The sequence below is a fragment of the Ruminiclostridium herbifermentans genome (assembly GCF_005473905.2).
GTDB classification, from domain to species: Bacteria; Bacillota; Clostridia; order Acetivibrionales; family DSM-1351; genus Ruminiclostridium; species Ruminiclostridium herbifermentans.
On the sequence record NZ_CP061336.1, the window covers coordinates 450,739 to 475,150 of the forward strand.

A 24,412-nucleotide genomic window follows, 5' to 3' on the forward strand; every position below is an offset into this window, starting at 1 on the left:
ACTTTGTTGATTTTTTACACTACTAAAAGTGTTTTATATAAAAATGGTATACAAATTGATAAGGATAATTGGAACTGGGATACCATGATAGAGGTGTCAAGCAAATTCATTGATAGAAACAAAGGAACAGAGATATATTTGTTTGAATCAGATTTGGATGCTGCTCCATATTTTAATCAATTCGTGCAGGGAAGCGAAGTTAAGTTTTATGACATCAACAGCAAAAAATCAAATTTCAATTCTGCAGATTTCACTGAATTACTAAAGGTATATAAAGAAAAAATATATCCTGCTATATGTCCTGCAGAGCTTCAAAAAAATTTTGATGTTACTAGGACGGATTTGTTAGAAAGTGGTAAAGTAATAATGAAGAATAGTGGTGCTTTTGGCTATGGGAACGTACAGGAACTATGTCTAAATAATTCATTTTAATAAGAAATTTTTGGGTGAGGATATGGAGGTGTATCCAATACCAGCTTTTAAAACGAAAAAAGCTGTAAATTCTATTCCATATGATGCTTTTGGTATAAATTCTAAATGTAAATATAAAAAAGCTGCTTTTGAGTATATAAAGAAGCTTTTATCAGAAGAATTTTATAAACAATACTATAATTATAATCACTATGCAACTGTAAATAATGCGGCCTTTGAAGAGGAATTATCATATTATTCTGACAACTCAAAAGGTTTTGGTACTTTTAGCAGTGAAAAAGGACCTTTCGAAATAATAGCAATACCTGAAAAACTCTCTAATCAATTAAAGAGTACAATAGCTAATATGCATAAATGTGAATTTACATTTGTTGGAATTAGAAGGATTGTTAAGGATGACTTAAAGAAGTAATTGGAGGGGAAATAACGGCTGAACAATGTGCCAAATCTATAGATGATAGATGCATTATATACCTTAATGAATAGAGTAAGAATCTAAACGTAGATATAATTGACAGTGTACGAGTTTAGCTATTAAATGCAAATCGAAAGAAATCAATAATGCATTTGGGCTTCTGAAGTGTGTTTTTCAGATACGATAAATTACCAACACTGTAAACATGTTATCAAATGATATAGAGCAAAATTAAAGCAATAATATTGCTTCAATTCTATTTTTAATGCTATATATAGAGTTTGTATTACATGTAAATGTTAAAATTTTAAAAAAATGTAAGGAAAAGGTTGAAAGTATTTGTAACAAAAGTTATAATACTAGTATAAAAATTAAGAAATATAAAATAAATTAAAAAATTTTAGGATTATTATGGCAAATGGATAAATATAAACAAATGGTGTACTTTGGACTAATTAATAGGGATTTTGATACTGTAATCAAATTTTTTCAGTTACTATTGTTCTTTATTTTATTTGAGCAAGTAGTAGACTTGTTTAAGACAAAACGCTTTTCTTACAAATCTCATATGCTTCAAAACACTTTACTAAATTAAAAATACACTAATGATTTTCTAAATAACAATTAATGTTACTTAGAATTCATATAGAACCATTTAAAGTGATTATGGCCATGATTTACATTTGAAATGGAAAATAATTTGAGAGGAGGTTATTGTATGAATAAGTTACGTAAAAAAATGATTACAGAAACAGAAACTTTAGAGGCATATGCAGCAAATTGTTACTCAACATGTTATTATAATTGCTCTGGTCCATGTCACTCTCATGTAACTGCTGGTTATACTGCAGAGTACAACAGTAACAATTATTACTCAAAATAACTCCAATATTAGTAATGAATACATAGAAGCATTAGCAATAGTAATTGCTGAGTATGAGAGTGTGAATCTACTGAAAGTACTGACTAGCAGTAATGATTTGTGGAATAAGATATCATCCGTTAGAAGATTTACTTTTCAACGGATGATATCTATATAATAACAAGTAACTTTCTCTATAGATGAATATATCTCAACACAAATGACTTTAAGGAGGAACTATGAACTCAGATAAACCTTTTATTCATCTATTTCAGACACCAGGAGGATATTATTTATTTGATGTCAATACAAACTATATTTTGAAAATTGGCAGAAGAATATATGAAAAGCTTTGGGGAGTATTAAAGGATAAACAGGACTTTGCGAATATTGAGCAGGATAAGGATATTATTTATTTAAGGAATAATGGCTTTTTATTAAATAAACGTGTATCTGAGATATCTCATCCTGTAAATGATACATTAAAGTATTATCTGGACAGAAAAGTTGGGATGGCTACGTTACAGGTAACAAGAAATTGTAACCTAAGGTGTTCTTATTGTGCTTATTCAGGTAAATACTTTAATCGTATCCATGAAAATAAAACTATGACTTTTGAAACTGCCAAAAAAGCTATTGAATTTTTGATAAATCATTCAACTGAAAGTGAACGTATAAATTTAGGATTTTATGGAGGAGAGCCTTTACTTGAATTTGATCTGATTAGAAAGTGTATAGAATATGCAGAAGAAATGGCAGAAGGTAAAAACATCAGTTTCACTATGACTACAAATGGAACGCTTCTCACAGAAGAAATTGTTGATTACTTTGTAAAGCATAACTTGGTTCTTACTGTAAGTCTTGATGGTGATAAAAAAGCACATGATAAAAACAGGAAATTTTCAGCTAATGGAAAAGGTACCTTTGATGTAATCATCAAAAATATAGAAATGATAAAGTTAAAATATCCTGATTACATGAAAAACATGTTAATTAATATTGTAATGGATACTGAAAATGATTTTGAATGCATTAACCAATTCTTTTTTAACTCTGAAATTCTTAACGACACAATTATGATGTCAACATATGTTAATGAAAATTATATAAAAGATTCCAATATTCCTGAGGAGGATTTTGTTTTAAAACGTCAATATGAGACCTTTAAAATGTATCTATCAAAAATTAAAAGGCTTGATGAAAAATATGTTTCTAAACTTGTTTCAGGTCAGTATTATGTTTTAAAGGCAAAAATGCAGGATGATTGGGAAAAAATAAAAGAGTTGCCTGATAAGGCACATCCGAGTGGACCATGTATTGCAGGAGCACAGAGATTATTTATTGATGTTGACGGAAATATGCTTCCTTGTGAAAAGTGTAGCGAAACTTCCGATGTAATGAAAATAGGACATGTTGATTATGGCTTTGATATAGATAGAGTTAGGAATATTATGAATATTGGCCAGTTAAGTAAAGAAAACTGCAAAAATTGTTGGGCTTTTAGGCGTTGTCAGTTATGTGCTGTTTCAGCAGATAATATAACAGGGCTCTCTAAAGAAAAGAAATTGTCTGGATGCACAGGTGTAAAATTAGCTCTGGAGAACGAGTTGAAGGATTATTGTGTATTAAGAGAATTAGGACATAACTTTGATGAGAATAATATTCCTGTTTTAGACATGGTGTCTATTTAGTACATTTAATGAATTTATTTTTGGGGGAAAGCACATGAACAGTAAAGAGAAACTATTAATTTATCCATTTGATATTCAATCTAGCCCTATTGTCCGACATATTAATTTAATGGGCCAATACGAACTTACAGCGCTTGCATCTCCTAATGGATGGGGATTTAGTTCAAAGGATGCAGGGTATGTAGATGGTGGAGAAGATATTGGCTTAAATGTGAATAGTAATTTTAATGAATTGATTGACTCAGTAGATACCGTGCTTTTTATGGAGTCATATAACAAATTAGATATTAAAAAATTAGTTTATTCTAAAATACAAGTAGCAGCAGATAAGGGTAAAAATATCATTTGTACTTTAAATCTTGAAGACGAATTTTTTAATGAGATAAATGAAAAGTGTATGAGTAAAGGTAAGTATTTAAAATACTTTAGTCCTTTTAAAGGATTAAATAAGAGTTCAGATATGAGCAACTTAGATAGTCTTTTGGAAATTACTGTACCTGTAGTTTTTGTTTTGGGGGCAGCTGAGAGAACACAAAAATTTGAAATACAACTCTCTCTTCGTGAAAATCTTATAGAGGCAGGGTATAAAGTTTCACAGGTAGGGTCAAGACACTATTGTGAGATGCTAGGAATACATTCATTTCCTGATTTTATGTATAGTACATGTTTATCAGAAACGAAAAAAATAATTTTATTTAATAATTATATTAAAAAGATTGAACTTGATGAACAGCCAGACATTATAGTCATAGGCATTCCAGGTGGGTTAATGCCGTTTAATAAAGAATTTAATAATAACTTTGGTATTTTTGCATATGAGATTTCTCAAGCTATATTACCTGATATTGCTATATTTAGTACTCTATACGGAGACTATCTGCCAGTTTATTTTGAGAAGATTTCTTTATCTATTCGTTATAAACTTGGCTTTGAGACAGACTTTTTCAATTTATCTAACAATATTTTTGACTTTAATGGTTCGAAAATGTTGAAGTCTATGCAGTATCTTACTGTAGAATCTGAATTAGTTGATTTAAAAAAGCAAAACTTCAAAAATAATAATATACCTGTTACAAATATATTGAATAGGGAGGATGCAAAAACTCTTTCAGCCAATGTAATCAGAAAACTAACGGGAAATGCTGATATTGTACCTGCTATATGATATTTTGTGCAGGGTAGAATGGTTTGGTTCGCTGTTTTGAGATATATTTATTTGATATTGTGTCTCTAGGAGAATAAATAATTGCTGATATAGCAAACTTGTAATGCAACTTGGTATTTCAAAAAGGCATTAATGTTTATATGGCAATGCAGTTTGGTTGTATCTTTGTAATAACATAAGGAAGACTTTTGTAGTTATAAAATCTGCGATATATGTTCTTAACAAAATAGAACTATAAAAATTCGTTTTGTAAAAATTAGTGTTAAGCTTCGATTAATTTAATAATTAGGTTGAAAATGTTAAGACATATGAGGTGTTTTGAGTTCTTCTGTAAGTATAGAATAATAATAATGAAGGATTTTAAATTTCTCAAATTACTTTTGGGGAGGTAGCATTGTGCTAACATGTAAAAGAAATATTGAAAAAGAACTTGAAAATATTTTTATTAATAGATTTGGACTGGATTTTACTAAAATGGAAGCAAAAAATGATTATTTACTAGGTTCAAACATTAAGCTTGCTCCAAGAGATTTACTGTACATATTTGTTGATGTAGAAAAAGAGTTTAACATAAAAATTTCTGAAAGCTTTATTATAGAAGGAAAGTTTAATACATTCAATAATATTTTAAATTATATTAAAAATGAGAGGGAGTCGTGTCAGAATCTGAATTCAATAAAAGAATAATATTTCAGAATAGTAGTATGCATATTAAGCATTGAAGTTATTCCAAGAAGATATCTAGTAATAATTAAAATATATTATAATTAATCTGAAATTAAATTTGCTATAATTTTCAATAAAATATAAAAAAACCTATAATATTAATTATAATGTTAAAAAGTAAATAAATGGTTGACAAGAATAATACGAGTGATATAATAAAAAAGTAAAAAAATGTAGAAGCCCATAAGATAGACCTATTGGGCTAAGCTACTATCTTATGATCCTTTGGTAATGTTTAATTCTTGGATCATTTTGCTATACCATATTATACAAAATATTTATAAAGTGCTGGTAAGGGTAATTTGGAGAGTACATTGATGATACTGATTAGTAACGAAAGCAGAGTTATTATAAAAAGACTTTTAAAACTATTAAAGCCATATATTAAAAAGATCAGTGTTGTTTTTATATGTATACTTACTTCTACTGGAATTAGCATGCTTTATCCATTATTAAGCAAGCAAGTTATGGATAATGGATTACTTGTAAAGGATTTTAGCATTGTAGTTAAGGTATCATTGATTACCTTAGCCATTGCTTTGCTCGAGCAAACCATTGGATTACTAGAAACAAAATATTATTCCTATGTCAACTCTATTTTTCAGTATTCTCTTACAAAAATGGCTTTTAAACATCTTCAAAAACTCAAAATACAGTATTTTAATAATACCAATTTTTCTGAGACTATGAGCAATATTGGAATGGATGTTGGAAATATATCCAGAATATGTGATAAAGGTACATTTATTATATTATCACAGGTATTTAGGATTATTGGTGGTATGATAGGACTTCTGATAATTGATTGGAAGCTTACTTTTATTGTATTGCTTGTTGTTCCTGTAAGATACTTTACAGTAAAGAAATTTGCAAAAAAACGAGAATCAATGTTTAATGATTTTATGGAATACAGTCGTGATTATGCATCTTGGTTTGGTGATATAATAAGCGGAATAAAAGAAGTTAAGCTATGGGGATTAGATAGGATAAAAACAGGAGAATTTATTAAAAAACAAAGAAATATTGTAAAAATAAATATAAAAATTGCATTTATGGATAAATTTAATGAATGTTCAGAAAGCATAGTGTTTCAAGGTATCAATTGTGTTTTGAGTATATTTGGTGCTTATATGGTATTTAAGAATGAACTTACTATAGGAGGTTTATTTGCTTTTCTAACATATAGTGTTTATGTTATAGGGCCAATCTCAGCGATTTTAAATATTGGATACAACTTCTCAAATGTAGTTCCTTCTGCTAAACGCTTTTTTGATTTTCTTGATATGAAAACAGAGGTTGATGATAGTAAGAAAAAGATATTAAGATTGGATGAGAACGAAGTAGAAGGAAATATAAAATTCGAAAATGTAAGCTTTTCATATAATGATGATGAAAAAATTCTCAATAATATTAATCTAAAAATAAATTCTGGAGAAAAAGTTGCAATTATTGGAGCAAATGGCTCTGGGAAGAGTACTCTTATTAATCTTTTGCTAAGATTTTATAAGCCACATGAAGGAAAAATATTAATTGACGGAATTGATATAGATGATATAAGACTACGGGATTATAGAGGTTTAATATCTGTGGTTAGTCAGGATTTATATCTTTTTAATACAACTATAGAAAAAAACATTTCTATTGGAACTAAGTCTGATGAAGCAACAATTACAAAGGCTGCTGTAAAAAGTGGTGCTTATGATTTTATTAAAGAGATGCCATTAAAGTATAAAAGTGAAGTTGGCAGAAACGGCTCAAATCTTTCTGGGGGACAACGCCAAAAAATAGCAATGGCGAGAGCTTTTGCGAGAAAATCAAAAATTCTTATACTTGACGAGGCAACTGCAAATTATGATATGGAATCAGAAGCATATGTTAATCAATTATTGGCTACTGATTTTAAAGACAGTACTGTTCTGGTGATAAGCCATAAGCCTGATATTTTATCGAAGGTGGATAAGATTTGGATGGTGGAATATGGAAATATCAAAGAATATAGAAATCTTAGTGATTTGGAACATAATTGCAGAGAACTTAAGGTGTCTGGTTTAAAAGAATAGGTCTAATAAGAGGAACTCTATTTAATATTGTAGATAAGTTTTGTTCCTATATTCCATGGATGGATACATAGTTAGGATACAAAAGTAAAAAAAGGCTAAAAGGATTCGCGAACTTTATGCCAAAAACAAAAATAAGGAGGTGAAAGTATGAAAAAATTAGGTAAAAAATTTCATGAAGTGAAAGAGACTTTAGAGTCATATAGTTGTACTACGACTTGTACTTGCTATTGCGGATGTAACTGTAACCCAACAACTTGTGGTGGAAATACTTCAGCGATAGCTACAACAGGTTCATCAAGTATTGGATATAATAGTTCTTCTGTATCATCTAGTACTAGAAATACTAATTGGGTCTATGCTTAGTAAGAACTTTAACCGGAATATAGTTCTATATATTCCGGTTATCTTATAATTTTTAGGAGGAATATATTATGCTTGATCCATTTATACACTTATTTACCACTCCAGGAGGATATTATTTATACGACATAAATAAAAATGCAATTCTTAGATTGACAGAAGACCAATATAAGATTATCGAAGACACTCAAAAATCTGATCAAGATGATTTGACTTATAATAAGCAAGCTATTGAGTCAATTAATCATTTGCGTGAACTTGGTTTTTTATCTCCGAAGAGGCCTAAGGAAATGTATAATCCTATAAGTGAGACTTTAAAATATCACCTAAATAATAAAATTAAAATGATTACATTGCAAATAACGCGCCAATGTAATCTAAGGTGCAAATATTGTGTTTACTCTGGAAACTACGAAAATAGAGGGCATGAAAATGCTAAAATGAGTTTTGAAACAGCAAAAAAAGGCATAGATTTCCTTATTGAACACTCAAAAGATAATGAAAGAATCTTTCTTGCATTTTATGGTGGAGAACCACTACTTGAATTTGATTTTATAAAAAAATGTATTGAATATTATGAGGAAAAAGGAGAAGGAAAAGAAACCCATATAACAATTACTACAAATGCAACTCTTTTAACGGAGGAGATTATTGATTATTTTCAAAAGTATGGGGTATATCTCCTTATCAGCCTTGATGGACCTTCAGAAGTACATAATAAAAACAGGATTTTCAGTCATGGAGGTAAAGGAACATTTGAAAAGGTAATGGAAAACATGGAAATGATAATGATTAAATTTCCAGATTATTTAAAAGACTGCGTATCTTTTAATGCAGTATTAGATCCAGAAAATGACTTTAGTTGTGTTAATAATTTCTTTGCGGATTTTGATATGATTAAGGAATCTCAGCTAATGTCAACAGAAATATCTGATATTTATTCAAAAGATCAAAAGAAAGCATCGGATGCATATATTAGTAACCTTAGATATGAGTATTTTAAGTTGTTTTTATCGAAGGTTGGGTGCTTAGATAAAAAGTATACTTCAAAGCTAATATGGAGGTATTACGGAAAATTAATAGACACATATACTAGGTTGGAAATGACGAAAGAATTGCCTGATAAAATTCACCATGGGGGACCATGTATCCCAGGAGTGCAGAGATTATTCATGGATGTGAATGGTGATTTTTACCCATGCGAAAGGGTTAGCGAAACGTCAACACAAATGAGAATAGGTAATGTAGATACAGGATTTGATGTTGATAAAGTAGAAACTTTACTTAATATTGGAAAGATAAGTGAGAAACAGTGCGTTAACTGCTGGGCTCTTAGATTTTGTAACCTTTGTGCAGCAGCAGCAGACGAACTTGATAAACTAACAATGAAAAAGAAGATTACAAATTGTAATGCAGTAAGGTATTCTGTTGAAAATTTATTAAAAGATATTTGTACATTAAGAGAATTTGGAGAAGAATTAAATTCAAATATTATGGATGTGGCAGATTGGAAAATATAATACGAGGAGGACATAATAAATGGTAAAAAACGAAAGACTTTTGATATATCCATATAATATACAATTTAGTCCAATTTTGCGACATAAAGACTTGCTAAAAGGATATGAAATATCTTGCCTTGTATCTCCAAATGGGTGGGGGTATACAGGGAAAGATGCTGGTATTGCAGACAATGGTCCTGATATTGGTATGACTGTATCATCGGATTTTGAAGATTCCTTGGGCTTATGTGATACAGTTGTATTTATTGATTCATATTTTCCGCTTGATTTTAAAAAAAATATTTATAATAAAATTAAAATGGCTATAAAATCAAAAAAAAATATTATATGTTTTTTACAGCTGGAAACTAATATTATTACAGAATTAGAGTGCATTTGCAGATATGAAGGAGTTTACTTTAAATACTACGGCAGGTCTCAAGATGTACTAGCTGATAATATATATATTGAAAATGAAAATATAGAAGAGATTAATACTCCTATTGTTTTTGTAATTGGTTTAGCTGAAAGAACGAATAAGTTTGAAATACAACTAGCACTAAGAGAAAAAATTCATGAATTAGGCTATAAAATAAGTCAGGTAGGAACAAGAACCTATTGCGATATGATGGGATTTCATTCTTTTCCATCATTTATGCTTGAAAGTAACATCTCAGAGGTCAATAAGATATTGATGTTTAATAGATTTATAAAGAAAATTGAGGATACTGAAAACCCAGATATCATTATCATTGGTGTGCCTGGAGGTATAATGCCGTATAACAGTACATATACTAATAAGTTTGGTATACTTGCTTTTGAAGTTTCTCAAGCGGTTCTCCCCGACTTTGTAATTTTTAGCATGTTTTATGAAGATTATAAGGTAGATGGTTTTGAGTTTTATAATAATTCATTAAAATATAAGCTTGGGTTTAATATAGACATATTTAACATTGCGAATGCACAGTTTGATTGGGTTAGAGCCTATGAGGAAAAAAGAATATCTCATATATCTTTGGATTATAAAGCTATAAGTGAAAAGAACAAGGGTTATAGTCAGAGTAATATACCTGTTTTAAATATTTTAGACGAAAATGATTCTGATAAAATAGCAAAACTATTAATTGAAAAGCTTAGCAAATATGGTGATGTAGAAATTGTATAGAGGCTCATTATGTATTATTAGGGGGAATTGTATTATGGATAATCTATTAGAAAGTCAAGTAAAGGCAGGTCTTTTTAGAATATTTAAAGATAGGTTTAATATTAATTTAAATGAATTAGGAGAGGAGTATTTTGAAAAAAGTATTCTAGGTAAAGATTTTCAACTGTCTGCAAGAGATCTTCTTTATATTTATTTTGATATAAAAAAAGAATTTAATATTATTATACCAGAAGAAGATATCGCAAGTGGAAAGTTTTCAACACTAAAAGGTTTAATAGAAATGGTAGCTAACCAAAAGTTGCTGGATAAAGTTTCTGTATAATAACGTGGTACAATTAAGCGAATTGTATGTAAATAAATAGTAAATAAGTTGTTGATTTGATTGTATTTGTAAGAAATTACTATATAATATAGTTAATACAAAATTAATCAAGAGAGGCGATTTGGTTTGAAAACTTTAAAAACTATTTTGATATTAATTATATTAATAGGGTTATTATCAAGCACAGCTTGTTCTTTCAATGGCGATTCGGAGCGTAGTGATGGAAAACATAAATTAAAAATAAATGTAATGGAAAATGATAATTTTCTTAGAAATGCTATTAAGAAATTTAACTCAGATAGTAAAGATTGTACTATAGAAGAAAAGGTATACTACCAAGATCAGTACAAAAAATATTCAGAGGATACTCAAGCAGGTCTTGTATCAAATGATGGCGCAGATATTATAGTAACCTCACCTGACAGAATTCCTATGCTGTCAAAATACATAGATAATGGTTATTTAAGTGAACTGGATGATTTATATAATAATGATAAAAGTATAAATAGAGATGATTATTATAGTGAGATAATGAATTATGGTATTTATAAGGGGAAGAGATATCTTATTCCTCTGAGTTATACCATAGATGCATTTTTTACAACGGAGAGTATTATTGAAAAAGAAGGGATAAATGGGTTAAGTGATGAAGTCAATTGGGATAAATTTTCTCAAGTATGCTCTGATTATGTAAACAAAAACGAGGGATCAAGCCATTATATGCTTTCAAATATTGATTTTAGTTCAATAATAAGAGGAATTGGTGCTGACATAATTGATATAGAAAACAAAATAGCTAAGTTTGATACAACACCAGCTAAGTCAGCAATAAAACAATATAAATTAATTAATGAATCTGTCACACCAGATAAGGTGTTTTATGAAAAAATCCAAGGAGGAGATATATCCGCAATTCTTAAAAATAAAGATGCTGTTTTCTTGAATAATGCCATTAGTTCGCCTCAGAATTTATGGTACAACTATTCCTCCTTTAATACTGAAGTACAGCCAATGGTTTATTCTGTATGTACTGCAGAAAATAAAATCCCTGCCAGAGTTTCTTTATTTGCAGCAGTAAGTTCAAAATGTACGAATAAAAAAGAAGCGTATGAATTTATAAGTATGCTATTATCAAAGGATTATCAAGCAGAAGATTTTTTAAACGGAATTCCTGTGAGCAAAAGTGCATATGAACAGATAAAATATGAATGCATAAAGGGAAATAACGGAGAGAGAAGTGGTAGGGGCGGAGGCTGTAAGAGCGATGATTCTATTAAAGTGCTCTTATCAAAGGTAGATAGGTATTTAGCAAGACTTACAGAATGCAAGATTGAGGATTATGAAGTTTATACCTTGATTGATAGCAAAATTCGTGAATGTGTATCAAAAAATGAAACAGATGATGGCATAGCAAAGTCTTTACAGGAAGTAGTAGAAAACTATTTTAAGAAAACGTTGATAGAAGATTCTCAAAACCAAAGTGAAGCTATTACTGGAGACAATAGTATAAGAGCAAATCTTAGTATTGTTTATATAAATTATAATGGGCAAGTAAAAAATGCAATTAGAAAGAGCAAGGAACTATATCCTGAGATTGAATATTCAGAGAATGTATTCGGAGATGACCAGTATTCGGAAATGAATACAAAATTAAGCGCAGAACTAATGTCTGGTGATGGACCTGATATTATTATTTTTGGTCCTAATACATTTAATTCACTATATAAGGTTGCTAACAGCGGAATTTTTACTGATTTAAACGAACTTATAAGTAAGGATAAAGATTTCAGTAAGAATGATTATTATGAAAATATTTTTGATTGCGGTATTTATAATAACAAAAGATTATACATACCACTAGAATACGCTATACCATATTTTAGAACAACAGATTTAACGTTAAAAGAAAACAATATTGTTATTGACAAATCCGATTTATCGCTTGATAGTTTATATAAGCTATCGCAAGATTTCCTCAAAAACAATAAGGATAAAAATAAAAGCTTAATTTACTGCAATTTTGGATTTTCAAGTATGATGCGTATAAGTGGAAAAAAATTTGTTGATAATGAAAAACGCAAATCTTATTTTAATACAAAGGATTTTATTAATCTTCTAAAAATATATAAGGAAATATATCCAGCTATAGCTCCATATGATACTTGTGCTAAATATAACTCGTATGTTGATATGATTAAAGATAAAAGGCTAGTCATGGCGTTTGAACAAGGAAATCAATCCCCCAAGCAGCTGTGGACATTTAATTCAATGTATAATCAGGCTATAGGAGATGATATGGATATAATACCTTTAGTGGATAATGGAATATGCTATGCAAGAGTTGGAGAGTGCATTGGTATAAATTCTAATTGTGAAAATAAAGAGGCAGCATTTAACTTTTTAAAGATTATGTTGTCAAAGGATATACAAAAAGCAACTGACAGTTATGGAAATCATAATGGGGCTTTATTACTGCCTATTAATAAACAAGCCTATAATGAAGATTTAAATTACTATATGTCTAATAGCACTTCGGGTTTCGGCAGCGAATACTCTTCAAAGGAACTGCCAAAAAAGCTGGCTGATAAGTTGAACATACTGCTAGGAAAAACTCAAATTGAGCAAAGGCTAGATAATGAAGTTCAAAATATAGTCCACGAAGCATTAGATAATTATATAAGTGGTAAAGCTACTGCTGAGCAAACAGCTAAGGCTATAGACGATAAGGTAACGCTCTTTTTAAATGAATAATACAAAACTAATGTACATGGAAAATGTATATCTTAATTAAATACTCTTATTTGATAAAAAAGCGGTGACATATAATGAAGGAATATTCGACAAATATAGCAATTATCGATGACGGCATAAACCAAAACCTATATTCTATAGGTGAACTTAAGCATAATATACAAATAACACCTGAACTACATATTAAAGAAAGGGTCAACTATGACCCTTTCTTGCCATCCCATGGAACAACCTGCGCTGCAATAATCAAAAAATATGCTCCAGATGCTGTTTTGTCAAGTGTAAAGATACTAAATGATGATTCACATAAGGGAATGAGAAGCCAGCTGATTAAAGCTCTGGAGTGGTGTGTAGAAAATAATATATCACTTATTAACCTCAGTCTTGGAACAATTGACTATAAAGACTTTATTGAAGTTGAAAAAGCTACTAAATATGCATCTAATAATGGTGTCATAATAGTGGCTGCATGTAATAATAGAAATGTTTTTACTTGTCCTGCATCTCTTGAAAATGTTGTTGGGGTGAAGTGTGATAGAAGTGGAACACTAATAGAAATGGAGTATATTTATAATTCATTTTCTCTAGACGGAATAGATATTACTGCATGTGGGATTCATGATTTGATGAAATACAGTGGTGAGATTGAGATTACATCCCCCTGTAACAGCTTTGCTGCACCTGCTGTGACTGCTTTAATATGTAACATTATAAAAGATAACCCAAACATTGGAATAAGTAGATTAAAAGAAGCATTAAAGCGAAATGCAACCAACATTATACAGATAGAAGAAGTCTCATATATAGAAAACAAGGTAAATATAGGTAATTGCTTTAACAATTCCACAAATAAAAGTATAGAAATACCAATTATAGAAGTATATAATAATTATAGTAATAAAGTATATGACTTTTATAAAAAACTGACTGCGAAATTTAGAGAAGATGGATATAATGCGATAAGTATTTGTACAGAAGCTGAGAAGGATTTGTGCAATGGTTTGATTTCAATTAACAGCGGGTTGATCGATGATGAAATTCCACTAGATAATAACTTTTTAGTGAATAGAATTAAAATGATATGCGATATTTACGACCCTGATATTATTATTGTACCAATAGACATGATGAAAGATAATTATTATACAAATTTAGAAGCTGTAGAAAGTGATTTGGAAATTGATATCAAAATTAATATAAATGAAAATTTAGACATAGAAGTAATGAGTGAAAATGAAAAATATGAGGATTGCGAAATTTATCCAAATAATAAATATATTGAAACAAAAACCTTTACTTTTAATGATCAACAAATAGACCACCTATATAATTATATATTAAGTTTATTTGAAACAAACGAAGGAAAGATTGATACATATGAATTTTAAAACCAAATAATCAATAGTGGGTATGTAGTGAGAAGGCCTCGCTTATAGTGTCCAGAACGGAAAACCTGTCGGGCATCTGTACGTTCATAGCAGGCTGCGTTGGTCAATTTTTCGGCTTCATTGTCCAAAAACTCGCTAAATGTCTTTTCTACACTTACTCTCACCATTTAGCTAAATTCCTTTTTATTACTTCGTTATTTAGTTTTATAATTTTATTAGGTATAGGGTTCGTTCTCCTCTTGGTAATACTGGTTTAGCGATTAATATTTTACTAAGTGAACGGACCCTTTGCTATACTATTTGGCCTTTATTCGATTTTGTGAAATTTATTATACCTTATCTATCACTTCTAAAATATAAAAAGAAATTCAATCTGTTGTCTGCCTAACTCAACTAGTGGATAAAGATAAATCAATCAGATAATTTATAAAAGAAGGTAGTTGGATTTGTAAGGGACGATAACACGATGGAATTAAGCAATTTATATAGCTATAACTCATTTTGCAAGCAATACTTGGGAGAAGAGATGTATCTGATAATATCATATCTGATCCAAAAGTACAGAGGTAATTAGCAATGTAAGGAAGTGCTAAAAATATAACATTAATGTATAAAAATACCCAAAATAACTATTTATATATTAAAAAGTAAATATATGGTTGACAAGATTTTTGCAAATAGCTATAATAATATCATTGCAAAAGTAGTGAAGCCCACAAGATAGGCTTCTTTGGTCGGACGACTATCTTGTGGGCACGAGGCAATGTTTATTTAGTATTGCCATTTTTATTATACCAAAATATAGAATAAAAGTACACAAAATATTATATGAAAATATTTTTGGAGATTATTGATGTTGATAAACAATGAAAATAGAACTATTATGAAAAGACTTTTTAAATTTCTAAAGCCATATTTCAGAAAAATAAGCGTAGTATTTGTATGTATTATTGCTTCTGCTGGTATCAATTTGCTTTTACCTTTGTTAAGTAAGCAAATTATGGATAATGGACTACTTGTTAAGAATTTTGATATTGTAGTTAGATTTTCATTACTTACATTAACTATTGTTTTAATTGAACAGGCAATTGGTTTACTTGAGACAAAGTATTTTTCATACGTAAACGCTGTTTTTCAGTATTCTCTTCAAAAGATGGCATTTAAGCATCTCCAAAGACTCAAACTCCAGTACTTTAACAATACAAATTTCTCTGAAATAATGAGCAATGTAGGAATAGATGTTGGTAACATATCAAGAATATGTGATAAAGGAACTTTTATTGTAATATCACAAATTTTTAGAATTATTGGAGGCTTGTTTGGACTTCTGATAATTGACTGGAAGTTGACATTGGTTGTATTATTTGTTATTCCTATAAGATGTTTTACAGTCAAGATTATGGCAAAAAAACGAAAAGCAATGATAAATAAATTTATAGAATATAATAGTGATTTTGCCTCGTGGTACGGTGATGCCATAAGTGGAATAAAAGAAATCAAGCTTTGGGGAATTGACAGAATAAAAACAGGGGAGTTCATAAAAAAACAAAGAAGTATTGTAAAGATGAATATAAAAATGTCATTTTTAGACAAGTTCAATGAGTGTACAGAGACATTATTGTTTCAAGGGATTAACTGTGCTTTATATGTACTGGGAGCCTACATAGCATTTAGAAATGGACTAACAATTGGGGGCGTATTTGCCTTTCTTACATATAGTACGTATGTTTTAGGTCCTATATCTGCAATTCTAAATATAGGCTACAATTTTACCAATATAATTCCTTCTGCAAAGCGATTTATTGAATTTCTTGATATGGAAACAGAACTTCAAGCAGATAATAAAAACCTAATAAGACTTGATGGTAAAGAGGTGTGTGGAAACATCAAATTCCAAGAGGTGAGTTTTTCATATAAGAATGGGGAAAAAATTCTTAATAAGATCAACCTTAATATAAATTCAGGAGAAAAAATTGCTATTATTGGAGCAAATGGCTCAGGAAAAAGTACGTTAATTAATCTGGTGTTAAGATTTTATAAACCTCAGGAAGGGAAAATATTGATTGATGGAATTAATATAGACAATATCAAGTTAAGAGATTACAGAAGTATGATATCCGTTGTAAGTCAAGATTTATATCTTTTTAATACAACTATAGAAGACAATATATCCGCTGGATTAAAGTTGGATGATTCAGCAATAAATAAAGCTGCCATCAAAAGCGGTGCATATGACTTTATAAAAGACATGCCATTAAAATATAAAAGTAAAGTAGGCAGAAACGGCTCAAAACTATCTGGAGGGCAACGCCAGAAAGTAGCAATGGCGAGGGCTTTTGCAAGAAAATCAAAAATACTTATTCTTGATGAAGCTACTTCAAATTATGATATTGAATCAGAAGCATATGTGAATCAGATGCTGACTACTGATTTTAAAGACAGTACTGTTCTAGTGATAAGTCATAAACCTGATATTTTAAAAATGGTTAATAAAATTTGGGTTATGGACTCAGGCAAAATAAATGAATTTGAAAACTACAATGATTTTGAAAGTAATTATGTACAATATAAAGATTTTTTATACAAAGAGAAAAGTGTTATATAAAAAATGAAAAATAAGAATATAAGCCACGTTAAGATTCTTCAAAGTAAATTAGGAATGATTACACTTCAAGTTACGCAGCAATGCAATTTGAGATGTAAATACTGTGCGTACTCAGGAGAATATGATAATAGAATTCATTCTAATAAAAGATTAAGTTTTGAGACGGCTAAAAAGGGCATTGATTTTTTATTTGAGCATTCATATAATTCTGAACAAGTTGGTGTTGGTTTTTATGGAGGAGAGCCATTACTTGAATTTGAATTGATCAAAAAGTGTATAGAATATTCGGAAGCAAATTCTGAAGGTAAAGAATTAATTTTTTCGATAACAACGAATGGAACATTACTTACCAAAACAGTAGTGGAATATTTATGTTCGCATAATGTATCTTTGGTAATAAGTTTAGATGGTCCTAAGAATGTTCATGATAAAAATAGAAGATTTGCGGGAAAAGATAAGGGTTCATTTGATATTGTCATGAAAAATGTAGAAGCTATTAAAAAGGAATTTCCAGAATACTATAAGAAAATCATATTCAGTGTAGTAATTGACCCATTAAATGACTTCAGCTGCGTTAATGAGTTTTTTACTACATACGATACTATTAAAGACTTACATACCTTACCTTCAATGATAAATCAAAATTATTTAAAACATGATATTAAAAGAAATAACGATTTTAGTACAAAGTATGGCTATGAAATGTTTAAAGTTTTGCTGTCAAAATTGGGAAGGCTTAACAAATCATATTCCTCTACTATATTAGAAAATTATTATTTTCAACTAAAGCGTGATATGTTTGAAAATAGATCGAATAATGATAATAGATTACCTGAAAAGGGACATCCAAGTGGTCCTTGCGTGCCAGGTGGCACTAGACTGTTTATGGATGTTAATGGTTTTTTATATCCATGTGAACGAGTAAGTGAATCTTCTAGTGTAATGAGAATAGGACACATTGAGTCTGGGTTTGATGTTAAAAAATGTTTTGAATTGTTAAATATAGGCAAAATAACTGAGGAAGCATGTAAAAATTGCTGGGCGTTTAGATTTTGTACATCATGTTGTGCTATAGCAGATAATTTAACTGGGTTATCAGCAGAAAAAAAACTTTCTCATTGTCGAAGTATTAAATTTAATACGGAATTGTTACTAAAAGATTATTGTACACTTTCAGAATTTGGATTCCATTTTGATGAAAAAATAAATAATATTAAATTTGGAAGTTTATAAAAGGAGTTAAATATATGGAGAGACTAATTGTTTATCCCTTTGATATTGAGTTTTCACCAGTATTACGACATATGGGTCTAATTGAAAACTACACGATAACTGCACTGATTTCCCCAAGGGGATGGTGGGGTACTAGCAATGATGCATGTATAGTAGATGGAGGCAAACCTACAGGATTAAAAATTAGTAGTGATTTTGAAAGTAATCTTGAACATTGTGATACAGTATTAATTTCAGACTACTGTAAGTTTCTTGACTATAATAAGTCAGTTTTCCCTAAAATAGTTATAGCAGTAGAACATAAACGAAATATAATATGTACATTACCATTAGAGGAAAATCAAAAGAAACAAATTGCTGATTTATGTCAGAAAAAAGGTGTATATTTTAAACACTATCACATTAAGATAAGGCCCTTATCAAGTATAAAAAAGCAGATTATTCTTGATATAAACACGCCTATAATTTGTGTTGCAGGGATTTCTGAAAGAACAGACAAATTTAATGTTCAACTTGCCCTTAGAGAGAAATTTCTCCAAGAAGGGTACAAGGTAAGCCAAGTTGGTTCAAAAAGCTGGTGTGAACTTTTAGGATTTCATTCATTCCCTAATTTTATGTACAGTAGTTACATTTTAGAATCTGATAAGATCGTATTGTTCAACCAGTATATAAAAAATATTGAAGAAGAGGAACAGCCTGATGTAATCATTTTAGGCATCCCAGGAGGAATAATTCCAATTAATAACAATTTAACAAATAGATTTGGTATACTTGCATATATGGTATCTCAAGCAATAATACCTGATGCATTTATTTTCTGCACTTTATATGAAGATCATAAGTCTGACTACTATGAAGAGTTAGCAAAGTCTATGAAATATAAATTTGGGTTTGAGGTTGACGCTTATAGCATTTCTAATACTAAATTTGACTGGAGTAGTTACATGTCGCAGCCAGCAATGAGTAAAAAATTTGAGGTTCTAACTATAAACAATGTTGATGTAGACAGTAAGATTAATAGTTTACGAGATTGTAATTTTAAACTTTACAATATAAAAAATGAAAAAGATAAGACTAGATTGTCAGAATATATAATTGATAAATTGGTTGAATATGGGACTGTAGACTCGCTATAGTCTATATTTGAGTTAGAATTATCAAATTAGGGGGGCTTGAAATGAATATTTCAACTATAAATGAAGAAGAAATAATGAATAAGTTAACAAAAATTTTTAAGGATAGATTCCTTATTGATTTGAGTGAATATACAAATAATGATTTGTCTAAGGATTTATTAAGTGATACATATAAGCTGACACCAGGAAGTTTGATTTACCTTTTCTTTGATGTTGAAAAAGAATTTAATATAAGTATACCTGAGGAGGATATAGTTGCTGGCAAGTTTAATAGCATTAATAATATATTTTGCATAATAAAAAATCAGCTGGAAATATAAGATATATGTATAATGAAGTAATTCGATTTGTAGTTATAGATGTTGGAATTAATAAAAATTTATACTATACCAGATTTATAACTAAATATAATATAATTTCACAACTGGAAACAATAAAAATCCTTATTCTTCTAGTCATGGTGCTATTTGTGTTGCAATTATATGCAAATTTGCTCCTAATGCGATACTAAATGGTGTTAAGATACTTGATAATAACTGTATTGCTATAAATGACAGCTTATAAAGGCTATTAAATGGTCATTGACAATAGACTTAATGTTATAAATGTATCATTGGTTACTATTGGGTATATGGATTTTACATTGCTTAAGAAAGCTATAAATTTAGCCTATGAAAAAGGTGTAATAACAGTTGCAGCATTTAACAATTCGAATGTATTTATTTTTGCTATGCTTTTGATGGAATTGAGATAACGGCATGTGGTAATCATTCGTCGCATTTACATCAGGAGAAAGTAAATGCACGAAACTATTAAATAGTTATGTAGCATCACAAATAACAGCTATTATATATAATATTCTCTTTGAGAACAACAGTAAGATGTTGCTTAAGTAGTAAGAAAAAGTTATGGAAAAAGCTAACTGATGAATTTTTTTCGTAAGGATGGCTATAATGTTGTCGCTGTATCTAATAAATGCGATGGAATATTAAGTTCAATTAATTATATACATGTTTTTTTAATTAGCCCTCTAAACTTAATTGATAAGATATATAACCTTGATTTGATATTACTTGGAATAGATTTAAGTATAGAAAATAGTGATATTGATATTAGTATTTTTATCATTGATACAAATATAAATAGCGAAAGTAGCCCAGAACATAGTAATGATGACATATTTTTGTTATGAAGAATTATAGATGTTTCAAATATAAATCAAAATGTATTTATTTATAGTGATGAATCAGTTAAGAGTCTATATTCATATATTATAAACATTATTCAATAGAATAAAAAGCACTTCATAAATTTTATGCACAGTTATGCGTGATTTATTTACAATATGAATTGTTTTACATTGTACAAAATGGATATAAATGCTAAAATAGTCCATATAAACAATTAGAGGTAAAAATCATGCTTGCTATAAAATATTATAAAATAATTTCAGCTATAATTCCATTTTCAGCATTATTAATTAGTATACTTATTACGTTCAATAATGGGAATACGATGCAATTGATTATATTGACCTTACTTGTAACTGTATTTTTGGGGATATACAGTTTTTTAATATGTAATACGAAACATAGAACATTTTGTGAAATAATAATACTAATAACTACATTAATTGTATTCTATATAAACTATTTAGATATAACAAATTTTTCACAAATATACTTCTATTTAATTGTATCAAATGTAATTACATTCCGTTTTGACATGTATTGCTTTATTTATATGTGTTTTGGATATTTTTCATTGATACTGACTATTTACTTAAAATACGCTAGATGGAACTATTTTGACTTTTTTTATTTGTTCCCTAATATAATTGAGAATTCTTTTTATTTCATTTTTATAATAGGAATGATTTATATAGCAGGATATCAGACCCATCAAAGCCAGATATTAAGTAACACTATGAATGAATTGAAAATGAAATCAAATGAACTTGAGAAGGTAAATAACAAACTTCAAGAGACTATGAAATCCCTTGAAGAGATGACTGTATTACGAGAAAGAAATCGTATAGCCAGAGAAATTCATGATACCATTGGACATACTCTTACTACTGTTTCAATAGAAATAGAAGCAGGAAAGCGTTTAGCAGAAAAAGATCTGAATCTTGCTTTAGAAAAATTTGAGTTAGCTCAGGAACAAGTTAGAAAAGGATTAAATGATATAAGATCCTCGGTAAGAATGCTAAAGGATGGCAATGGTGTATTACCTTTTATTCCTTCTATACAGGCACTTATCAACGAAACTGAGTTACATGCGGGTGTTTCAGTAAAGTTTAGCTTTTCACAATTACCTTTTTTAAATCCAGAGCAGGAAAAGGTATTATATAGAGTTGTTCAAGAAGGCTTGACAAATGGAATAAGGCATGGTAAATGTACAGAATTTGTCCTGCAATTAGAATTTAAAAACAATAGAATAATTCTTTTAATAGTTGATAATGGAAAGGGATGTGATGACATAGCTTTCGGATTTGGACTTAATGCCATGAAGGAGCGGGTAGAGGAATTGAGGGGTAACTTAAGTTTTAAGTCTTCTTTAGGGAATGGATGCAGTCTTAAAGTAGATATTCCGATAGAGGAGGAGTGTATTAATGGATATTATTAAGGTACTTATAGCGGATGATCAAACACTTATGAGAGATGGACTCAAGACTATTTTGGAACTTGAAGAAGGCATGGAAGTGGTTGGTGTGGCTGAAAATGGAATTCAAGCTTATGAATTGGCAGAAAAACTTAATCCAGATGTTGTACTAATGGATATTAGAATGCCTATAATGGATGGAGTAGATAGTACACGAATAATTAAAAATAATAACCCTTCAATAGTAGTAATAATGTTAACTACATTTGATGATGATGAATACATAATACAAGCACTTCAGTATGGAGCAAGCGGATATCTTTTAAAAGACATTCAAGGGAATAAACTTATTCAGGCAATACGTGAAAGCATGGCTGGGAATTTGCTCATGCCTTCAAATATAGCAGTAAAACTTGCAACTAGGCTTTCAAAAATATCCGAAAAAGAATCAATAAATATTAAGAGCAATAATTTAGCGTTATCTTATAGAGAACAGGAAATTGCAACATTGATGATTAAGGGTTATACAAATAAGCAAATTGCATCTGAATTATGCATATCTGAAGGAACGGCAAAGAATTATATAAGTATGATTTACAGTAAAATTGGTATTAATGACAGAACTAAAGCTGTAATTTTTTTAAGGGAATGTTTATGAATAATGGGGGCGTTAAAAGTGAAAGAAATTAGACATATTATTTTGCTAATATTAATTACTTCAATTTTAACTAGTTGCAATGGTATTAATCAAAGAGAAGTGAATCTAGAGATTGCAACAAAACCATTAACACTTGAGTTGGGAAGAGGTAAATTAAAGACTTTACCTTCATATGATAAATTTCAGCCGGGTAAGTTGCAAATAGATTTACGTAGTTACGATTTAACAACCCTTGACCTTAAAGAAAGATACGAAGATTTAATTCATGCTGATTTTGACACTGTAACAAAATGGCCTTATGGCTTACCAGAAGGATTTAATCCTAAAAAAATTATTGAACAAGGTAAAAATCCAGGTTTAAATATACGAGACTTACATAATAAGGGCATTACTGGTGAAGGTGTAGGTATTGCTATTATTGACGGAGCTTTGTTAGTTAATCATGTAGAGTACAGAGATAGACTAAAATTATATGAAGAAGTACATTGTCTTGATAAAACCTCTACGCCAAGTGGATGTGCTGTTGTATCAGTTATTGCAGGAGAGAAAACAGGAGTTGCTCCTAAAGCAAATATTTATTATATTGCAGAAACACATAAGTTTTTAACTCAGAGAACCTCTGATATTGATTTTTCATCACTTGCACTAGCTGTCAAAAGGATTCTCGAAATCAACGACACTCTTCCTAAAAGAGATAAAATAAGAGCATTAGTTATTGACGGCGACTGGACTCAGACAAATAATGACCATGATGCTATGGACAAAGCAGTGGAAGAGGCGAAAGAGAAGGGGATATTTGTTGTTTCTAATTCTATTTGTGAAACATACAATCAGGAGATGGATTTTAATGGGCTTGGAAGAGATCCTCTTGCAGATCCAGATGATATTTCCTCATATGGTCCAGGTGAGGAGTGGAAGAGCAGATTTTTTATGTTTGAGAAGTATAGTAATGCAAAAGAAGTGCTTTTAGTTCCGATGGATTCCAGAACTACTGCCAGTCCGACAGGAGACAGTGATTATACTTTTTATAATGTCGGAGATATAAAACTTTCATCTGCATATATCGCTGGCTTATATGCACTGGCTTGCCAGGTAAAACCTGAGATAACACCACAAGAATTTTGGCATACAGCTCTCAAAACAGGTGATACTACTTACATTATAAACAATGTTATCAATTATAATTACAAGTTTGGGAAGGTTGTCAATCCCAAAAAGCTTATAAAGGAGTTAATGAAATAAGGTAAGTATCTGACTAAATAGTTAAATGTTTTATGTTAGTAAATATATGACTAAGGTCACTTATCATATGACTTACTTATATGTTAAAGTTTAAC

At 29.6% G+C, this 24,412-nt stretch carries 23 protein-coding genes; 22 read left to right on the forward strand and 1 reads right to left on the reverse strand.

Annotation, left to right across the window (positions count from 1 at the left end; translation table 11 throughout):
* The first annotated feature begins 84 nt into the window (after nucleotides 1–84).
* From EHE19_RS01900 to EHE19_RS01960, 13 genes are all read left to right on the forward strand, one after another.
* Nucleotides 85–432 carry a type 2 periplasmic-binding domain-containing protein gene (locus EHE19_RS01900; protein ID WP_137697662.1) on the forward strand — a complete coding sequence of 116 codons (348 nt, stop codon included), beginning with the start codon at nucleotides 85–87 and terminating at the stop codon, nucleotides 430–432.
* Nucleotides 433–454: 22 nt separating this feature from the next.
* Nucleotides 455–844, forward strand: a complete 390-nt coding sequence (locus EHE19_RS01905; RefSeq protein ID WP_137697663.1) for a hypothetical protein — start codon at nucleotides 455–457, stop codon at nucleotides 842–844.
* A gap of 721 nt (nucleotides 845–1,565) precedes the next feature.
* Complete coding sequence (locus EHE19_RS01910) at nucleotides 1,566–1,730, forward strand: CLI_3235 family bacteriocin precursor (protein WP_171003573.1); 165 nt, start codon at nucleotides 1,566–1,568, stop codon at nucleotides 1,728–1,730.
* A gap of 218 nt (nucleotides 1,731–1,948) precedes the next feature.
* Entirely contained in the window at nucleotides 1,949–3,400 is a 1,452-nt protein-coding gene (ccpM, locus tag EHE19_RS01915; RefSeq protein WP_137697665.1) for a Cys-rich peptide radical SAM maturase CcpM, read from the forward strand.
* A 34-nt stretch (nucleotides 3,401–3,434) separates the two neighbouring features.
* Complete coding sequence (locus EHE19_RS01920; RefSeq protein WP_137697666.1) at nucleotides 3,435–4,565, forward strand: TIGR04066 family peptide maturation system protein; 1,131 nt, start codon at nucleotides 3,435–3,437, stop codon at nucleotides 4,563–4,565.
* A gap of 396 nt (nucleotides 4,566–4,961) precedes the next feature.
* Nucleotides 4,962–5,252, forward strand: a complete 291-nt coding sequence (locus EHE19_RS01925) for a peptide maturation system acyl carrier-related protein (protein ID WP_244648311.1) — start codon at nucleotides 4,962–4,964, stop codon at nucleotides 5,250–5,252.
* Nucleotides 5,253–5,608: 356 nt separating this feature from the next.
* Nucleotides 5,609–7,351 (forward strand): ABC transporter ATP-binding protein, encoded by a 1,743-nt coding sequence (locus EHE19_RS01930; RefSeq protein ID WP_137697668.1) that lies wholly within the window; start codon nucleotides 5,609–5,611, stop codon nucleotides 7,349–7,351.
* A 147-nt stretch (nucleotides 7,352–7,498) separates the two neighbouring features.
* Nucleotides 7,499–7,714: a CLI_3235 family bacteriocin precursor gene (locus EHE19_RS01935; RefSeq protein ID WP_137697669.1), complete on the forward strand. Its 216-nt coding sequence runs from the start codon at nucleotides 7,499–7,501 to the stop codon at nucleotides 7,712–7,714.
* 68 nt (nucleotides 7,715–7,782) lie between these two features.
* A complete protein-coding gene (gene ccpM / locus EHE19_RS01940) occupies nucleotides 7,783–9,231 on the forward strand; it encodes a Cys-rich peptide radical SAM maturase CcpM (protein ID WP_137697670.1) in 1,449 nt (482 codons plus the stop codon).
* Nucleotides 9,232–9,250: 19 nt separating this feature from the next.
* Nucleotides 9,251–10,378: a TIGR04066 family peptide maturation system protein gene (locus tag EHE19_RS01945; protein WP_137697671.1), complete on the forward strand. Its 1,128-nt coding sequence runs from the start codon at nucleotides 9,251–9,253 to the stop codon at nucleotides 10,376–10,378.
* Between the two features lie 34 nt (nucleotides 10,379–10,412).
* Nucleotides 10,413–10,700 carry a peptide maturation system acyl carrier-related protein gene (locus tag EHE19_RS01950; protein WP_137697672.1) on the forward strand — a complete coding sequence of 96 codons (288 nt, stop codon included), beginning with the start codon at nucleotides 10,413–10,415 and terminating at the stop codon, nucleotides 10,698–10,700.
* A gap of 126 nt (nucleotides 10,701–10,826) precedes the next feature.
* A complete protein-coding gene (locus EHE19_RS01955; RefSeq protein ID WP_137697673.1) occupies nucleotides 10,827–13,451 on the forward strand; it encodes an ABC transporter substrate-binding protein in 2,625 nt (874 codons plus the stop codon).
* Nucleotides 13,452–13,525: 74 nt separating this feature from the next.
* Nucleotides 13,526–14,839 (forward strand): S8 family peptidase, encoded by a 1,314-nt coding sequence (locus EHE19_RS01960; RefSeq protein WP_137697674.1) that lies wholly within the window; start codon nucleotides 13,526–13,528, stop codon nucleotides 14,837–14,839.
* On the opposite strand, the gene EHE19_RS20105 is transcribed toward EHE19_RS01960, so the two are convergent.
* On the reverse strand, nucleotides 14,836–15,006 hold the full coding sequence (locus EHE19_RS20105) for a transposase (protein WP_137697675.1): 171 nt from the start codon (nucleotides 15,004–15,006) through the stop codon (nucleotides 14,836–14,838). The genes EHE19_RS01960 and EHE19_RS20105 overlap by 4 nt on opposite strands.
* A gap of 686 nt (nucleotides 15,007–15,692) precedes the next feature.
* On the opposite strand from EHE19_RS20105, the gene EHE19_RS01970 reads away from it, so the two are divergent.
* The 9 genes from EHE19_RS01970 to EHE19_RS19650 all read left to right on the forward strand — a co-directional run bounded on the left by EHE19_RS01970 (nucleotide 15,693) and on the right by EHE19_RS19650 (nucleotide 24,317).
* Complete coding sequence (locus tag EHE19_RS01970) at nucleotides 15,693–17,444, forward strand: ABC transporter ATP-binding protein (protein WP_137697676.1); 1,752 nt, start codon at nucleotides 15,693–15,695, stop codon at nucleotides 17,442–17,444.
* Between the two features lie 3 nt (nucleotides 17,445–17,447).
* A complete protein-coding gene (ccpM, locus tag EHE19_RS01975; RefSeq protein ID WP_137697677.1) occupies nucleotides 17,448–18,677 on the forward strand; it encodes a Cys-rich peptide radical SAM maturase CcpM in 1,230 nt (409 codons plus the stop codon).
* A gap of 14 nt (nucleotides 18,678–18,691) precedes the next feature.
* Nucleotides 18,692–19,813 carry a TIGR04066 family peptide maturation system protein gene (locus EHE19_RS01980; RefSeq protein ID WP_137697678.1) on the forward strand — a complete coding sequence of 374 codons (1,122 nt, stop codon included), beginning with the start codon at nucleotides 18,692–18,694 and terminating at the stop codon, nucleotides 19,811–19,813.
* Nucleotides 19,814–19,854: 41 nt separating this feature from the next.
* Nucleotides 19,855–20,133: a peptide maturation system acyl carrier-related protein gene (locus tag EHE19_RS01985; RefSeq protein ID WP_137697679.1), complete on the forward strand. Its 279-nt coding sequence runs from the start codon at nucleotides 19,855–19,857 to the stop codon at nucleotides 20,131–20,133.
* Between the two features lie 254 nt (nucleotides 20,134–20,387).
* A complete protein-coding gene (locus EHE19_RS01990; RefSeq protein ID WP_137697680.1) occupies nucleotides 20,388–20,567 on the forward strand; it encodes a hypothetical protein in 180 nt (59 codons plus the stop codon).
* Between the two features lie 171 nt (nucleotides 20,568–20,738).
* A complete protein-coding gene (locus EHE19_RS01995; protein ID WP_137697681.1) occupies nucleotides 20,739–21,005 on the forward strand; it encodes a hypothetical protein in 267 nt (88 codons plus the stop codon).
* A 572-nt stretch (nucleotides 21,006–21,577) separates the two neighbouring features.
* On the forward strand, nucleotides 21,578–22,441 hold the full coding sequence (locus EHE19_RS02000; protein ID WP_171003574.1) for a sensor histidine kinase: 864 nt from the start codon (nucleotides 21,578–21,580) through the stop codon (nucleotides 22,439–22,441).
* The gene (locus tag EHE19_RS02005) at nucleotides 22,428–23,075 is read left to right on the forward strand and encodes a response regulator transcription factor (RefSeq protein WP_137697683.1); all 648 of its coding nucleotides are present in this window, start codon (nucleotides 22,428–22,430) and stop codon (nucleotides 23,073–23,075) included. The genes EHE19_RS02000 and EHE19_RS02005 overlap by 14 nt, the downstream gene beginning before the upstream one ends.
* An 18-nt stretch (nucleotides 23,076–23,093) precedes the next feature.
* Nucleotides 23,094–24,317, forward strand: a complete 1,224-nt coding sequence (locus EHE19_RS19650) for a S8/S53 family peptidase (protein ID WP_244648312.1) — start codon at nucleotides 23,094–23,096, stop codon at nucleotides 24,315–24,317.
* Nucleotides 24,318–24,412: the final 95 nt, after the last annotated feature.

Bases quoted from the DNA above. Each gene is read 5' to 3' on its own strand.
- EHE19_RS01920 (WP_137697666.1), top strand. From the start codon at position 3,435: ATGAACAGTAAAGAGAAACTATTAATTTATCCATTTGATATTCAATCT.
- EHE19_RS01910 (WP_171003573.1), top strand. From the start codon at position 1,566: ATGAATAAGTTACGTAAAAAAATGATTACAGAAACAGAAACTTTAGAG.
- ccpM (WP_137697670.1), top strand. From the start codon at position 7,783: ATGCTTGATCCATTTATACACTTATTTACCACTCCAGGAGGATATTAT.
- ccpM (WP_137697677.1), top strand. From the start codon at position 17,448: ATGAAAAATAAGAATATAAGCCACGTTAAGATTCTTCAAAGTAAATTA.
- EHE19_RS01980 (WP_137697678.1), top strand. From the start codon at position 18,692: ATGGAGAGACTAATTGTTTATCCCTTTGATATTGAGTTTTCACCAGTA.
- EHE19_RS02005 (WP_137697683.1), top strand. From the start codon at position 22,428: ATGGATATTATTAAGGTACTTATAGCGGATGATCAAACACTTATGAGA.
- EHE19_RS01970 (WP_137697676.1), top strand. From the start codon at position 15,693: ATGTTGATAAACAATGAAAATAGAACTATTATGAAAAGACTTTTTAAA.
- EHE19_RS01935 (WP_137697669.1), top strand. From the start codon at position 7,499: ATGAAAAAATTAGGTAAAAAATTTCATGAAGTGAAAGAGACTTTAGAG.
- EHE19_RS01945 (WP_137697671.1), top strand. From the start codon at position 9,251: ATGGTAAAAAACGAAAGACTTTTGATATATCCATATAATATACAATTT.
- EHE19_RS01950 (WP_137697672.1), top strand. From the start codon at position 10,413: ATGGATAATCTATTAGAAAGTCAAGTAAAGGCAGGTCTTTTTAGAATA.
- ccpM (WP_137697665.1), top strand. From the start codon at position 1,949: ATGAACTCAGATAAACCTTTTATTCATCTATTTCAGACACCAGGAGGA.
- EHE19_RS01960 (WP_137697674.1), top strand. From the start codon at position 13,526: ATGAAGGAATATTCGACAAATATAGCAATTATCGATGACGGCATAAAC.
- EHE19_RS01985 (WP_137697679.1), top strand. From the start codon at position 19,855: ATGAATATTTCAACTATAAATGAAGAAGAAATAATGAATAAGTTAACA.
- EHE19_RS01990 (WP_137697680.1), top strand. From the start codon at position 20,388: ATGGTCATTGACAATAGACTTAATGTTATAAATGTATCATTGGTTACT.
- EHE19_RS01930 (WP_137697668.1), top strand. From the start codon at position 5,609: ATGATACTGATTAGTAACGAAAGCAGAGTTATTATAAAAAGACTTTTA.
- EHE19_RS01995 (WP_137697681.1), top strand. From the start codon at position 20,739: ATGAATTTTTTTCGTAAGGATGGCTATAATGTTGTCGCTGTATCTAAT.
- EHE19_RS20105 (WP_137697675.1), bottom strand. From the start codon at position 15,006: ATGGTGAGAGTAAGTGTAGAAAAGACATTTAGCGAGTTTTTGGACAAT.
- EHE19_RS01905 (WP_137697663.1), top strand. From the start codon at position 455: ATGGAGGTGTATCCAATACCAGCTTTTAAAACGAAAAAAGCTGTAAAT.
- EHE19_RS01900 (WP_137697662.1), top strand. From the start codon at position 85: ATGATAGAGGTGTCAAGCAAATTCATTGATAGAAACAAAGGAACAGAG.